The organism is Paracoccus benzoatiresistens, from assembly GCF_026913015.1.
In the GTDB taxonomy this organism is placed as follows: domain Bacteria; phylum Pseudomonadota; class Alphaproteobacteria; order Rhodobacterales; family Rhodobacteraceae; genus Paracoccus; species Paracoccus benzoatiresistens.
On the sequence record NZ_JAPTYD010000035.1, the window covers coordinates 23,787 to 38,364 of the forward strand.

At 65.3% G+C, this 14,578-nt stretch carries 13 protein-coding genes and 1 pseudogene; 7 read left to right on the plus strand and 7 right to left on the minus strand.

Annotated elements, in window-relative coordinates:
* The 6 genes from OU682_RS17245 to OU682_RS17270 all read left to right on the plus strand — a co-directional run bounded on the left by OU682_RS17245 (position 1) and on the right by OU682_RS17270 (position 9,664).
* Positions 1–1,017, plus strand: a complete 1,017-nt coding sequence (locus OU682_RS17245; RefSeq protein WP_268943427.1) for a Gfo/Idh/MocA family protein — start codon at positions 1–3, stop codon at positions 1,015–1,017.
* A 391-nt stretch (positions 1,018–1,408) separates the two neighbouring features.
* Positions 1,409–4,075: a M10 family metallopeptidase gene (locus OU682_RS17250; protein ID WP_268943428.1), complete on the plus strand. Its 2,667-nt coding sequence runs from the start codon at positions 1,409–1,411 to the stop codon at positions 4,073–4,075.
* A 56-nt stretch (positions 4,076–4,131) separates the two neighbouring features.
* Complete coding sequence (locus OU682_RS17255) at positions 4,132–4,581, plus strand: hypothetical protein (RefSeq protein ID WP_268943429.1); 450 nt, start codon at positions 4,132–4,134, stop codon at positions 4,579–4,581.
* A 199-nt stretch (positions 4,582–4,780) separates the two neighbouring features.
* A complete protein-coding gene (locus OU682_RS17260) occupies positions 4,781–5,335 on the plus strand; it encodes a TetR/AcrR family transcriptional regulator (RefSeq protein ID WP_268943430.1) in 555 nt (184 codons plus the stop codon).
* 24 nt (positions 5,336–5,359) lie between these two features.
* A complete protein-coding gene (locus OU682_RS17265) occupies positions 5,360–6,544 on the plus strand; it encodes an efflux RND transporter periplasmic adaptor subunit (protein ID WP_268943431.1) in 1,185 nt (394 codons plus the stop codon).
* A 9-nt stretch (positions 6,545–6,553) separates the two neighbouring features.
* The gene (locus OU682_RS17270) at positions 6,554–9,664 is read left to right on the plus strand and encodes a multidrug efflux RND transporter permease subunit (protein ID WP_268943432.1); all 3,111 of its coding nucleotides are present in this window, start codon (positions 6,554–6,556) and stop codon (positions 9,662–9,664) included.
* A gap of 98 nt (positions 9,665–9,762) precedes the next feature.
* Here OU682_RS17270 and OU682_RS17275 read toward each other — a convergent pair whose 3' ends face one another.
* The 5 genes from OU682_RS17275 to OU682_RS17295 are packed head-to-tail and all read right to left on the minus strand — an operon-like array spanning position 9,763 to position 13,674.
* Entirely contained in the window at positions 9,763–10,056 is a 294-nt protein-coding gene (locus tag OU682_RS17275; RefSeq protein WP_268943433.1) for a DUF2218 domain-containing protein, read from the minus strand.
* Positions 10,057–10,063: 7 nt separating this feature from the next.
* A complete protein-coding gene (locus OU682_RS17280; protein ID WP_268943434.1) occupies positions 10,064–10,885 on the minus strand; it encodes an iron ABC transporter ATP-binding protein in 822 nt (273 codons plus the stop codon).
* Positions 10,882–11,838, minus strand: a complete 957-nt coding sequence (locus OU682_RS17285; protein WP_268943435.1) for an iron chelate uptake ABC transporter family permease subunit — start codon at positions 11,836–11,838, stop codon at positions 10,882–10,884. Before OU682_RS17285 ends, OU682_RS17280 begins: the two co-directional genes overlap by 4 nt.
* Positions 11,831–12,784 (minus strand): iron chelate uptake ABC transporter family permease subunit, encoded by a 954-nt coding sequence (locus OU682_RS17290; RefSeq protein ID WP_268943436.1) that lies wholly within the window; start codon positions 12,782–12,784, stop codon positions 11,831–11,833. The genes OU682_RS17285 and OU682_RS17290 overlap by 8 nt, the downstream gene beginning before the upstream one ends.
* Entirely contained in the window at positions 12,781–13,674 is an 894-nt protein-coding gene (locus OU682_RS17295) for a siderophore ABC transporter substrate-binding protein (RefSeq protein ID WP_268943437.1), read from the minus strand. The genes OU682_RS17290 and OU682_RS17295 overlap by 4 nt, the downstream gene beginning before the upstream one ends.
* A gap of 128 nt (positions 13,675–13,802) precedes the next feature.
* Between OU682_RS17295 and OU682_RS17300 the strand changes: the two genes are divergently transcribed.
* The gene (locus OU682_RS17300; protein WP_268943438.1) at positions 13,803–14,048 is read left to right on the plus strand and encodes a hypothetical protein; all 246 of its coding nucleotides are present in this window, start codon (positions 13,803–13,805) and stop codon (positions 14,046–14,048) included.
* Positions 14,049–14,084: 36 nt separating this feature from the next.
* On the opposite strand, the gene OU682_RS17305 is transcribed toward OU682_RS17300, so the two are convergent.
* Together OU682_RS17305 and OU682_RS17310 are read right to left on the minus strand one after the other, a co-directional pair.
* Positions 14,085–14,240, minus strand: coding sequence for a hypothetical protein (locus OU682_RS17305; RefSeq protein ID WP_268943440.1), 156 nt, complete (start codon positions 14,238–14,240; stop codon positions 14,085–14,087).
* 230 nt (positions 14,241–14,470) lie between these two features.
* Positions 14,471–14,578 (minus strand): annotated as a pseudogene (locus OU682_RS17310) (electron transfer flavoprotein subunit alpha/FixB family protein); the annotation flags it as partial.

A 14,578-nucleotide genomic window follows, 5' to 3' on the forward strand; every position in this document is an offset into this window, starting at 1 on the left:
ATGCTTGATCCCGTGACCAAACCCGTGCTGCGCGTGGGCATCGCCGGCGCCGGTGCCATCAGCCCGTTCCACCTGGTCGGCTGGCAGCAGGCCGAAAGGGTCGAGATCGTGGCCATCTCGGATCCCGACCGGGCCAAGGCGCAGGCATTGGCGAATCGCTTTAGCGTCGGATCGGTCCATTCCGACACTGCCGAGATGCTGGCTCGGGCCGATCTGGACGTTCTGGACGTGATCGCCCCGGTGGGCCAGCATGCGCCGCTGGTCCGACTGGCCGCCGATCACGGCGTCCATGTCGTCTGCCAGAAGCCGATGACGCCAACCGTGGCCGAAGCCGAGGCGCTGATCGCCGAGGTGGGCGACCGGATACGCTTCTGCGTCCACGAGAACTACCGTTTCCGCCCGCATTATGCCGAGGTGCGCGACTGGATCGCGGCGGGCCGTATCGGCGATCTTCAGCACGTGCGCCTTGCCATGCGTTCCGCATCCATGGTGGCGCCCGAAGGCGAGGTGCCCTTCCTGCTGGGGCGCCAGCCCTATCTTGCGCATTTTCCGCGTCTGCTGATCTTCGAGATGCTGATCCATCAGATGGACGCCCTGCGCGCCATGGTCGGAGAGATGGACGTCCTGTCGGCCGTCGTGTCGCGCACCAATCCGGCCCTGGAGGGCGAGGATGCAGGCATCATCGTCATGCGTCAGCGGGACGGCGGGGCCACGGTCGTCCTGGACGGCAACATCTCGGCCATGGGCTATCCGCCGCTGCCGACCGACCGGTTGGAAGTGGTGGGGTCGCGCGACACGCTGATCCTTGACCGCGACGAGATCTGGCTGGTCAGCGATCCCACGGCACGCACGAAGCACGATCTGGCGGCAAACTACCAGGCGTGCTTTTCGGGCCTGATCCGATCCTTCGTGACAGGCTTGCGAACCGGCGCGCCGTTTCCAACCGACCGCCTCGACAATATCGAGACATTGCGCCTGATGGAGAACGCCTATGAAGCCGCGGGTTGGCGCGCCTGACGCATTCATGACCGGCGCGGCCTTTCCCCGGTCTCGCCACTTTTCGACGATGCAAACTATCTCAGCAGGAAATACCGGCACGGCGGTCTGACCGACTGCCGTCCCGATCTTCTGCCATGATTCCCAATTCAATCCGGATTTTCTCGCCAAATATAACGCAATAGAATTGTAAAATGTCTCTCATTATATGAAAATCAGTTAATCAATATTAATTTGTTGATTAATAAGTAACCTCAGGTTATATTATTATAGAGAGCACGGTTATTCAGATCATAATCGCATAGATCGCAAAATCCTGCTTCTCAACCTTTTCCTTCGGGCTCCAGATCGAGGCGCCCACTCCTCTGGTTGACCGTTCTTTCCCTCTGGGCTGTAACGAGGAACCGGCACCATGTCACGTTTTCGCATTCAATCGCTGCTTGCATCAACGCAGCCCTTTTCAGCAACGTCATTCACCACTCTTGCGGATCGTGACGTTTTTTCCGCGCCCGACCTGAATGACAGGCTTCAACAGATCCGCGACTTCATGGACAGGGCGGATGCCCTGTTCGATGCCGTCCCCGTCGCGGAACGATCCGACAGCCCCGGGGGCGCAACAGGGACGGCGCCTCCGGGTCCTGTCCACAACGGTTCCGGCGACACGGCGGTGGCGGTTAGCGCCAGTGGCAACCAGGGCATAGACGGGCTTCTTGCCGGAACCCGATGGGCCGATGGCTATATCACCTATTCGTTTCCGGATGCTGTCGCGGACTATGGCACGGGCTATGCCGAGCCGCTGAACAATTTCCAGCAGATCAACGCCGCACAACAGCTTGCGGTGCATTTCGCGCTGAACTCGGTTGCCTATACCCAACCTCTGGCCGCTACGGGCTTTTCCGTCGAAGGCTTCACCAACCTGACGATCGACTTCAGTTCGGCCGACGCCAGCGGAACCCTTCGCTATGCGAACACCTCGGATCCGGGCACGGCTTACGCGTATTATCCTTACAGTGGGACAACCGGGGGCGATTCATTTTACGGCAATTCCGGCCGTACGCCGGTGATGGGAAACTATCACTGGCACACCATGTTGCATGAGACGGGGCATGCCCTGGGCTTGAAGCATGGTCAGGAAACCAGCGTCTTCGGCGCCATGCCGAGCTATCTGGATGCGATGGAATACACGGTGATGACCTATCGCAGCTATGTCGGCGGTCCCACGACGGGCGGATACACCAACGAAGAGTACGGCTATGCCCAAACCTACATGATGTATGACATTGCCGCCTTGCAGTACCTGTATGGCGCAGACTTTACGGTGAATTCCGGCAACACCACCTATGAATGGGATCCGAGTACCGGCAACACGGTGATCAATGGATCTGCCGCGATAACGCCGGGTGCCAACCGGATCTTCATGACTGTCTGGGACGGCGGCGGGATCGATACCTATGACCTGGCGGATTATACGACCGGGGTGACCGTCAACCTGACGCCGGGCGGCTATTCCTTGCTGTCCAGCACCCAGCAGGCCCACCTGGGCAACGGCAACTATGCCAAGGGCAATGTCTACAACGCCCTGCTGTTCAACGGCGACACCCGTTCCCTGATCGAGAACGCCACCGGCGGTAGCGGCAGCGACACGCTTTTCGGCAACCAGGCGGCCAATGCCATGACCGGAAATGCCGGCAGCGACTATATCTGGACCAGCACCGGCGATGACACGCTGTATGGTGGCGACGGCGACGACACGCTTTATGGGGCCGAGGACAACGACTACAACGAGGGCGGCGCCGGCAACGATTACATCTGGGCCTATATCGGCAACGACACGCTGCACGGGGCGGAAGGCATCGATTCCCTGTACGGTGGCGACGGCGACGATTACCTCAGCGGCAGCTGGGGCAGCGACATCGATGCCGTGATGGATGGCGGCAATGGCAACGACACGCTCAGCATGTCCTTCCTGACCGTCGGCCATGTCTTTGACTTCGAGGCGGGCCAGGCCCGCACCAAGGGCGGCGTGACCCTGGGCACGCTTGTCTCGATCGAGACTTTCTATGCGGGCTCGGGCAAGGATATCGTCATCTCGGACGGGGATGGACATCTTTACTACGGATTGTCCGGCAATGACACGATGGTGGCCGAGCTTGGCGCCGAGACGCTGGATGGCGGAGCGGGCTTCGACCTGCTGGATACGGCGCGCTGGTGGGGGGACTATGTCATCGATCTCGTGACCGGCAGTTCCAACTATCTCGGCGAGCTTTACACCAACTTCGAAGCCGCCGTTCTGGGCACCGGCAATGATTCGGTCACGGGCACGGCGGATGCCAACATGCTCAATGGCGGGGGCGGCAACGACACGCTGAGCGGCGAGGCGGGCAACGACACGCTTTATGGCGCCGACGACAATGACAGCCTGCTGGGCGGTGACGGCAACGACAGCCTTGTGGCAGGCACCGGCAGCGACACGGTGACCGGCGGGCTCGGCAACGATGCCTACGTGACCAATGGCGGCGATATCGTCTGGGAAGCGGCAGGCCAGGGGAACGACATCGTCTTCAGTTCCGCGTCCCACACCCTGTCCGCCTATGTCGAGCGTTTGACGCTGACGGGCACGGCTGGCAATTCAGGCACCGGCAACGCCCTGAGCAACCGCATCACCGGGAATGCCGGAAACAACTTGCTGAATGGGCTTGCGGGCGACGACGCGATGGTCGGAGGATCGGGCAACGACACCCTTCTGGGCGGCTCGGGCAGCGACACGCAGCGCGGCGGGGCCGGATCGGACCGGTTGGACGGCGGCCTGGGGGGCGACGTGCTGTGGGGCGACGCGGGTGCGGATACGCTGATCTTCCGCAGGGGCGGCGACCGGATTGTCGACTTTGCCAACAACATCGACACCATCGCCCTTGATGACGCGCTGTGGGGCGGCGCGCCGAAGACCATCAACCAGATCCTCGCCATGGGAACCGAGGTCGGAGGCGATGTCTTCTTCAACTTCGGCGGGGGAAACACGCTTCTGGTCGAAGACCTCAACTCGCGCCTGCTGCTGGCCAACGATATCCTGATCGTCTGACAGCAAGGGCCCGGCCCGACAAGGGGCCGGGCCGATCGCCAGGAAAGGAATGCGCCATGACCCGGCTTGCCCTGATCGCCACGTTTCTGACGGCCGCTTGCCTGGCGGAACCGGTCCCGCTGGTGGCGGCACCCGATGATCCTGGCGACGGTCCGGGCCCCCTGCCCATCCGGTCCGATCCGTTGCCCCCGCCTGCCCCGCAGGGCGTCCCCGAGTCCCAGGAGGCCGCAGCTGCGCTGGCTGCCGGGGACAATGCCTCGCTGATCCTCTTTCTGGCGCGTCATCCCGCCGATCCGGCGGCTCCGCGGGTGCGCGCGGCACTGGCTGGACGGCGCACGCCCGTCAGCCCTGCCGCAGCGACCGCCGTCGCAGGAGGAGAGGGCGCAGTCATCGCGGCCTTCGATGCGGCGCGCCTTTCCGGCACCGACCGCGCGTGGACGGACTTCATGACGCGCTATTCCACCCATCCTCTGGCGGCCGAGGCTGCTCGGTGGCAGGGCCGGTGAGGGTCGCTGCGGGCGCGAAGCGTTGTTTTCTCGATGACCACCGGTTGGTCGGCGGGTCTGGAAAGCCTCAAGAGGAAATGAAAGCGAAGCACGAATGACGCCTGCATCTTGACCTGCTCCAAGCTTATTTATAATCGAACGTTCGGATATCTTGGAGAACGAAATGGGCCGCAGGCGTACCATCGACCGGGATGCTCTCATGAATGCCGTGGAAAATGTGGCCCGGCGCGAGGGGGTCAGCGGTCTCAGCATTGATGCCGTCGCCAAGGAGGCCGGCATCAGCAAGTCGAGCGTCGTTTATGACTGCGGAAGCAAGGCCGCTTTGCTGACAGCCTTCACGCGTCACCAGCTTTGCCAGTACCAGGAGCGCTTTGACGAAGCCTTGCGGGCTCATGCGGGGCAGCCGAACGCCTGGTTGCGCGCGATGATCGACATGGGGCGCGAAGCGCCAACAGACGACGACGTGGCGATCACGATGCTGATCAGCGCCAGCCTGGGTGAACACGCGGAATGCCGCGACCTGATGCGCGAGTCCCTGGCCGAGGATGCCCGCCGTGTCGCGGCGGATGCCGAGGACCAGGGAAAGATGCTGCAGGTGCTTCTGGCCGTCCACGGCCTGTTCTTCCTGGAATGCTTCGGCCTTCACCGCTTTGACGAGATCACCCGCCAGGAACTTCTGGACGGGCTCATGGACACCCTTGAAACCGATGCGGGGTCGTCTCCCGCTACCTCTGCTTCTTCCGACGACACCTAACCCCTCCTTTCGAAAGACCGATCCATGCACAGATCACAAGTTCTGTCCGGGCTTCTTGTTGCGATGCTGGCCCTCCCGCTGGCGTCGCGCACCATTGCCCAGGACATGCCTCCGACGCCGGTCAGCGTGCTGACGATGACCCCGCAGCCCTTGCCCATCGTGAACGAGCTTCCCGGCCGAGTTGCCGCGACGCGCACGGCCGAGGTCCGGCCCCGCGTCGGCGGCATCGTTGTCGAGCGGATCTTCACCCAGGGATCGGTGGTGAAGGCGGGCGATGTCCTCTACAAGATCGACCCGGCGCCCTATCAGGTGCGCGTCGCCAGCGCCGAGGCCACCCTGGCGCGGGCCGAGGCCACCCGAAAGAACGCACAGGACCAACTGGCCCGCACCGAGGCGCTGCGCGAGCGGCGCGTGACCGCCGGGGTCGAGCTTGAGAATGCCGCCACCACTCTGGCACAAGCCGATGCGGACGTGGCCATCGCGAATGCCAGCCTGCAGGAAGCGCAGCTGAACCTTGGCTATACTGACGTGACCGCCCCGATCGACGGCGTCGTCGGGCGCGCCCTGGTGACCGAAGGCGCGCTGGTGACGGCGCAGACCGACATCCTGGCCACCATCCAGCAGCTTGACCCCGTCTATGTGGACGTGACGCAGTCGTCCTCGCAGTTGTTCGCGCTGCAGCGGGCGCGGGCGGCGGGCGAGCTGATGATGACCGCGCCGGACGAGGCGCAGGTGCAGCTGTTCTTCGACGACGGGTCGGAATACCCGCACCCCGGCAAGCTTCTGTTCTCGGAAGCCAGCGTGGACAGCTCGACCGGGCAGATCACGCTGCGGGCCGAGTTCCCGAACCCCGACGGCATGCTTCTGCCCGGCCTTTATGTCCGCGCCCGGCTTGAACAGGCCGTCCGCGCGAACGCGCTCAGCATCCCGCAGATGGCGGTTCAGCGCGACACGAACGGCCAGGCCTTCGTTTATGTGATGAAGGGTAAAGATACCGTCGAGCGCCGTGAGCTGACCCTGGGCCAGACCTCGGAGAACGGCTGGCTTGTCGAGGACGGCCTGCAGCCGGGCGACCGTGTCGTCGTGGAAGGCGCGCAGAAGCTTTATCCCGACGCCAAGGTCGTTCCCGAACCCGTGGACGCCCGGCCCCAGACGGCCGCCGAACAAACTGCCCCGCCTGCCGCGCAGGCCGCCAACCACGAGGGCTGAGAACGCAGCATGGCACAATTCTTCATTGTTCGCCCGGTCCTGGCCTGGGTGATATCGATCTTCATTGTCATCGCGGGGCTGATCGCCCTGCCGCTGATGCCGATCGCGCAATATCCGCAGGTCGCGCCGCCGCAGATCCAGATCTCGGCCTTCTATACCGGCGCCTCGCCGAACGAGATGTACCAGTCCGTCGCCCAGCCGATCGAGGAGGAGCTGAACGGCATCCAAGGCATCCAGTACTTCGAATCCACCTCGGACGTGTCGGGGGCGATCTCGATCACGGCGACCTTCGCGCCGGGAACGGACGTGGGCACCGCCCAAGTCGATATCCAGAACGCCGTCAGCCGGGTCGAGCCCGTGCTGCCGCAGACCGTCGTCGATCAGGGCGTCACCGTCGAGGAGGCGGGCGCGGGCTTCCTGATGATGGTGTCGCTGATCTCGACCGACGGGTCGATGGATGACGTGGCGCTTGGCGATTACATCAACCGCAACGTGGTGGGCGAAATCCGCCGCATCGACGGCGTCGGCCGCGCCCAGGTCTTCGCGTCCGAGGAAGCGCTGCGGATCTGGATCGATCCCGACAAGCTGACCGGCCTGAACCTGTCTCCTGCCGATGTCTCGGCAGCCATCCGTGCGCAGAACGCCCAGGTGGCCGCGGGGCAGATCGGGGCCGACCCCAACCCGGTAAACCAGCAGCTGACCGCCACTGTTCTGGTCAGGGGTCAGCTGACCCGGCCCGAGGAATTCGGCAACATCGTGCTGCGCGCCAACCCCGACGGTTCGACCGTGCGGCTGCGCGACGTGGCGCGAATCGAGGTGGGCGCGGATACCTACAACTTCGCCTCGCGCCTGAACGGACAGCCGACCGCGGCCGTGGGCATCCAGCTGTCCTCGACCGGAAACGCCCTCGCGACCTCCGAGGCCGTGCGGCACACCATGGAGGAGCTTTCCGGCTTCTTCCCGGAGGGCGTCGAATATTCGATCCCCTATGACACCGCGCCCTTCGTGGAAAAGTCCATCGAGAAGGTGATCCACACCCTGGTCGAGGCCGTGGTCCTGGTCTTCATCGTGATGTTCCTGTTCCTGCAGAACTTCCGCTACACGATCATTCCGACCATCGTGGTGCCGATCGCGCTTGCGGGCACCATCGCGGTGATGCTGGTCGCGGGCTTTTCGATCAACGTGCTGACCATGTTCGCGATGGTTCTGGCCATCGGCATCCTCGTGGACGACGCCATCGTGGTCATCGAGAACGTCGAACGGATCATGGCCAGCGAAGGGTTGCCCCCCAGGGAAGCCACGCAAAAGGCCATGGGCGAGATCTCGGGCGCGATCATCGGCATCACGCTGGTGCTGGCGGCCGTGTTCATCCCGATGGCCTTCTTCCCCGGATCGACCGGCATCATCTATCGCCAGTTCGCGCTGACGATGGTGGTGTCGATCCTCTTCTCGGCGTTCCTGGCGCTGACGCTGACGCCCGCCCTTTGCGCAACCTTCCTCAAGCCCATCAAGGGCCATCACGAAAAGAAGGGCTTCTTCGGCTGGTTCAACCGCAAGTTCGATGCGGCCACCGAACGCTATGGCCGGGGCGTGTCGATGCTGACCCGGCGCACGGGGCTGGTGATGCTGGTCTATGTGGGCATCGTGGCCCTGACAGGCCTTGGCTTCACCTCGCTGCCGACGGGCTTTTTGCCCGATGAGGACCAGGGCTTCATCATCTCGGACATCCAGACGCCGCCCACGGCCAGCTCGCAGCGCACCGACGCGGCCATCGAGGTGATCGAGAACCATTACGGCCAGAACCCGGCGGTCGAGAACGTGGTGGGCATTCGCGGCTTCTCGTTCTCGGGACAGGGGCCGAATGCGGGGCTTGCCTTCATCACCTTCACCGACTGGTCCGAACGCGACCAGTCCGCGACCCAGATCGCCAATGATGCCAACATGGCCCTGTTCGGCACAAAGGACGCGCAGATCTACTCGCTGTCGCCCCCGGCAATCCCCGGCTTCGGCACCTCGGGCGGCTTCAGCTTCCGCCTGCAGGATCGTGGCGGCAATGGCCAGCAGGCGCTCAATGCGGCGGCGCAGCAACTGATCGCGCAGGCGCAGGCGGGCGGCGTCGTCACCGGCCTGCGGGTCGAGGGGATGCCCGCTGCCGCGCAGGTATCGGTCCTGATCGACCGCGACAAGGCGCAGACCTTCGGGGTGGCCTTTGCCGACATCAACCAGACGCTGTCGGCCAACCTCGGCTCGGCCTATGTCAACGACTTCCCGAACCAGGGCCGGATGCAGCGCGTGATCGTGCAGGCCCAGGAGGAAAGCCGGATGCAGGCCGAGGACATCCTGAACCTGACCGTGCGGAACTCGAACGGCGGCATGGTGCCTTTCTCGTCCTTTGCGACGGTAAACTGGAACCAGGGCCCGAGCCAGGTGGTCGGCTACAACGGCTATCCCTCGGTGCGGATCGCCGGGAACGCCTTGCCCGGCTTCTCATCGGGCGCGGCCGTGGCCGAGATGGAGCGGCTGGCGGCCGAGCTGCCCGAGGGCTTCGCCTATGAATGGACCGGCCAGACCCTGGAGGAGATCAGTTCGGGCAACACCTCGACGATCCTGTTCGCGATGTCGATCCTGTTCGTGTTCCTGCTGCTGTCGGGGCTTTACGAAAGCTGGTCGATTCCGCTGTCGGTGATGCTGGTCGTGCCGCTGGGGGTGATCGGCTGCATCGCTGCGGTGATGCTGCGCGACATGCCGAACGACGTCTACTTCAAGGTCGGCCTGATCGCGATCATCGGGCTGTCCGCCAAGAACGCGATCCTGATCGTGGAGTTCGCCAAGGATCTGCGCGAAGAGGGGATGAGCCTGATCGACGCGGCGGTCCAGGCGGCCAAGCTGCGCTTCCGCCCCATCCTGATGACGTCGCTGGCCTTCACCCTGGGCGTGGTGCCGCTGGCCATCGCCACGGGCGCCTCGGCCGCGTCGCAGAACGCCATCGGGACGGGCGTGATCGGCGGCATGATCTCGGCCACGATCCTGGCGGTGTTCTTCGTGCCGGTGTTCTTCGTCTTCGTGCTGGGCCTGTTCAGCCGGGCGCGCCGGAAAGGCGCTGCGGCCGTCACCGCCTGAGCTTTATGCAATCCTTGAGGGGCGGGTCCGTCGGTCCCGCCCGTCTTAATTCGTACCCACCCCCTCGGACCATGCCGAAAGTTCGGTCCGAGACGGCATCAGGCCGAATCCGTCACCCGCCAGTGAAGCCCCGCGAACCCTTCGCGGAAGGCGAAGATCACCAGGTGCTTGTCGATGACATAGCGCGCGTCGATCAGCGATTTCGCGTCCGGGGCCTCGATCCGGGCGACGAAGGCATCGGCGGTGGCCTCAAGCCGGACGGCGCCGGATTGCAGGGTCAGGTCCGCGGAATTCCCGTCGGACCGGACCTCGATCTTGTGGGCAAAGTGCTTGGCAAGCTGCTGGACGTATCTGGCAGCGTTCGGCGTGGCGTAACGGGCGGTCGAGATCATGATATCCTCAATGCAGGGCGAGACGGGTTTCGGTTGCCGGACCGGGACAGGGGGCGTCCAGGTCGTCATGCCGGTGATGGTGAAGGACCAGGGGGCGGCCGTCATGGCGCGCCACCTCGATCGGGGTGTCATACAGCGCCGACAGCACCGGCTCGGTCAGGACAGTCGCGGGGGCGCCTTCGGCGACGATCCGGCCGTCCTTCATGGCGACCACATGGTCGGCCCAGGCGGCCGCATAGTTCACCTCGTGGATGACGGTCACGACACTGCGGCCGCTGCCGCGCACCAGATCGGCCAGCCGCGCCATCAGCGCGCGGGCATGGGCCATGTCGAGATTGTTCAGCGGCTCGTCTAGCAGCAGCCAGTCGGTGCCTTGGGCGAAGGTCATCGCCAGATGCGCCCGCTGGGCCTGCCCGCCCGAGATCTCGTCCAGGAAGCGGTGGCGCAGGGGCGTCAGGCCGAAGGCGTCAAGCGCCTGGTCCACCGCCTGGTGGTCCGCCGCGCGGGGGCGGCCGTGATGATGGGGCCAGCGGCCGAAGCCCACCAGTTCGCCCACCCGCAACCGGCTGGCGATCCGGGCCTGCTGGCCCATCACCGCCATCGCCAGGGCCAGCCGGGCAGAGGGGGTGGTCGCCAGATCCAGCCCGTCGATCTGGATCCGGCCCTGTTGCAGGGGTTCCAGCCGGGCGATCAGGCGCAGCAGCGTGGACTTGCCCGCGCCGTTCGGACCGATCAGCGCGACCAGCTTGCCACGCGGCAGGGTCAGGTCAAGATCGTGAAGGATCGTGCTGGCGCCGATGCGGTGGGAAAGACCCGTGACGCGGATCATCGGATGCGTCCTTTCAGCAGAAGGAACAGGAAGAACAGGCCGCCCGCGAATTCGACCACCACCGACAGCGTGCCGGTCTGGCCCATCAGGCGTTCGAACAGGGTCTGGCCGGCGACCAGGAACAACGCGCCGATCAGGCCCGCGACCGGCAGCAGCACCTCATGGCGGGACGACGGCGAAAGCCTATGCGCCAGCCCTGCGACCAGCAGGCCGAAGAAGGCCACCGGGCCGACAAGCGCGGTGGAGACCGCGACCAGCATCCCCACCAGTCCCAGCGTGGCCAACACCAGCCGGTCGAAGGGCAGCCCCAGCGACAGCGCCGCATCGCGGCCGAGCGCCAGGACATCCAGCCGGGCAGACAGCCGCATCGCCACGCCAAGGCACGCCGCCATGATCAGCCCGGCCATCGGCAAAAGCGCCGCGTCGATGCTGCCGAAGCTTGCGACGCTGACGCTCTGGACGACGGCGAAGGCATTGGGATCCATGACGCGGGCCAGGAAGGTGGACAACGACCGGAACAGGACCCCCAGGATCACGCCGGTCAGGATGGTCCGGGGAATGTCGCGCGCCCCGCGCCCCAGCAGGGTGCCGAACAGCGCCGCCGACAGGACCGACATGGCCGCGACCTCGGCGAGGAATTTCGCGCCGGCGGGCAGCCCCGCGAACCCTGCCATGCCAAGGCCCGCGACCAGGGCTGTCTGCAACAGCACGTAAAGCGCGTCGAAACCCATGATCGAAGGCGTCAGGACGCGGTTCGCGGCAACCGTCTGGAACAGCACCGTCGCGGTGCCGACCGCGGCACCGACCAGCACCAGGCCGGCCAGCTTCGTTCCGCGCAACTGCAGGATGAAGCTGCGATTGCCGCCGCCGATGCCCTGGACCATCCAGACCAGCGAGACAGCGGCCAGCAGCGCCAGCAGGGCCGCGATCAGGGGGCGCGCCGATCTAGCCATGCGATGCGGGCCGATAAAGCAGCCACAGGAAGACGACCGATCCCACAATGCCCAGAATGGTGCCGACCGGAATTTCATAGGGGTGGCGCAGGACCCGGCCCAGCAGGTCGCAGGCCAGCAGCAGCCCTGCCCCGCCCGCCGCGACCACCGGGATCGAGGCACGCAGGTTGTCGCCCATGATCCGGGCCACGATGTTGGGAACGACCAGCCCGATGAAGGGAATCATGCCCACCGTCACCACCACCAGGGCCGAGACGACCGACACGACTACCATCCCCAGCCGCATCACCCCGCGCGAGGACAGGCCAAGCCCGGTCGCGACCTCGTCGCCCAGGGACAGGATCGCAAAGCGGTCGGCCGCGAACCAGGCCAGCAGCGCGGCCAGCCCCGCGACCCACAGCAGTTCATAGCGACCCGCGATCACGCCCGAGAATTCGCCCGACATCAGCCAGGTGGCGACGAATTGCAGCAGGTCGGCCTCCCACGCGATCCAGGTGACGACGCCGCCCACGATGCCCGACAGGATCAGGCCCGCGATGGGAACCAGCATCACCTCTCGGGCGGGAAGGCGGCGGACGATGGCCAGAAACAGCGCGGTCCCGGCCATGGCGGCCAGGCTGGCCGCGATCATCCTGACCCAGATCGGCGCGGCAGGCGCCAGCAGCGTGACCGCCAGCAGGCCCAGGGCAGCGCTTTCGCCGGTGCCTGCCGTGTCTGGCCCGACGAAGCGGTTGCGCACCAGGCTCTGGATCACCACCCCGGCCACCGCCAGCGCCGCGCCGGTCAGCAGGAGGGCAAGGGTCCGGGGCAGGCGCGATTGCATCAATACCAGCATCGTCCAGGGATCGGACCCGCCGAGGTCGATGCTGGCCGCGCCGACGCCAAGGCTTGCCAGGATCAGGGCGGACAGGACCAGTCCCGACAGGACCAGGGGTCGCGCCTTCATCCCGACAGCGCGTCGGTCAGAACCTCCAGCGTCTCGGTCAGCGCGGTATATCCGCTGGGGGCCAGGTAGACGTTGCCAGCGGGAAGATAGACGACATGGCCGTTCTTCCAGGCTTTCGTCTGGCGCACCAGTTCGTTGTCCAGCGTGGCTTCGGCCGACTGGCCCTCGGCCCCGATCGCCGCGCCGCGGTCCAGCACGAACAGCCAGTCCGGGTCGGTCTGGGCGATGAATTCATGGCTGACCGCGTCGCCGTGATTGGCCTTTTCGTCCAGGGGCCGGCCTGCCCGGGCCATGCCCGTCGCCTCATAAAGCCATCCGAACCGCGATCCCGCGCCATAGGCCGACATCTTCGGCCCGTTGGTCAGCAGCACCAGTGCGCTGCCCTTGTCGCGGCCGGCGTCGGACAAGGCGGCCAGCTTGGCGTCCAGGGCGGCGGTCAGGGCCTCGCCCTCGGCCTTTTTGCCAAGCAGCGTAGCCAGCCCCGATATGCGCGCCTTGGCATCGTCGACCAGGGTGGCGCCGTCCACCGTCATGTCGATGGCGGGCGCCACCTGCGCCACCGCGTCGCGCTTCACGGATGTGCGGTTGGCCACGATGATGAGGTCGGGCCCGACTTCGGCCAGCTTTTCCAGATCGGGTTCCTGCAGGCTTCCCGCCGGTGCGGACACCCCCGCCAGCGGCTGAAGGTAGTCCAGGAACAGCTTTTCCGGAACCGCCGCCGGGGTCACGCCCAAGGCCATCATCGTGTCCACGATGCCCAGGTCAAGGGCCGCGATCGCCGATGGGGTTTCGGCGATCGTCCGGGGACCCTGGGCCGTCTCGATCGTCACTTGGGACAGCGCCGGCTGGGCCAGCATCATCGACAGTCCGGCCAGAAGAATCGTGCGCACGGGGACATTCCTTTCCAAAGACATGGCCCAAATCTCGAAAGGCCACAGGCAGCGGGTAAAAGCCCAAAGAACCGAAGTCAATATTGCCCGACTGTTTTTGTAGGCAATGCCGCGTCCGACCGGCTGTCGTGAAGGCGAGCGGCGGCGCGATTGGCAGGCAGAAGCTGTTTGCCAGCGGCGCCGATGTGCTGGACCACGTGATCGTCACGGCATGGAACGGCGACGATCCCAGGCTTCTGCTGCTCGGACGCGACCAGCTGGAAGGCCGGCTGCGTCCGAATGGTGGCGCGTGTGGGGAATGCAAGCCAGGGCGTCCGGCTGATGCACTTGAGCGGATGGCCGATGCGGCTTCCGTGGGACGGGCCGGGCGTTAACCTGGCCCAGTCGTATTTCCAGAGCGGCGTCTTGGGCTACGACGCCGTCCAACTGGGCACGATGCGGATCCTGACCGCGATCAACGCCGGACAGTTCGGCAACGCGAGCAGCAGGACGCGCTCCTGCAGGCCATGCGCCTGCGCCGGGAAGAGCTTGAGTCCGCCTGCGCGATCCTTGGGGTGCTGGCCCATTGGCTGGGCCACCGCGCCTGCGCGGTGGCCATGGAGGCCAACATTTCTTACCTGCTTCCGCAGGACGCGGCTCTACTGGAGACCTGGGGCGGCGACCCGCATGTCGATCATGAAGCGGCTCTCCTGGCTGAGAAGCGGGATCCCATGCAGGAAAGGGTGGGATCCCGGTCAGCCTTGGGGGGTTTGGGCCAGGATGTTGGATGGGATCAGGTGTTGAAGGACAGCGCCTTTCACACCTTCCCCGTCAGTTCCGGCACGGTTGTGAAGAGGTCGCCGACGAGGCCATAGTCGGCGATCTGGAAGATGGGGGCTTCCTCGTCCTTGTTGATGGCGACGAT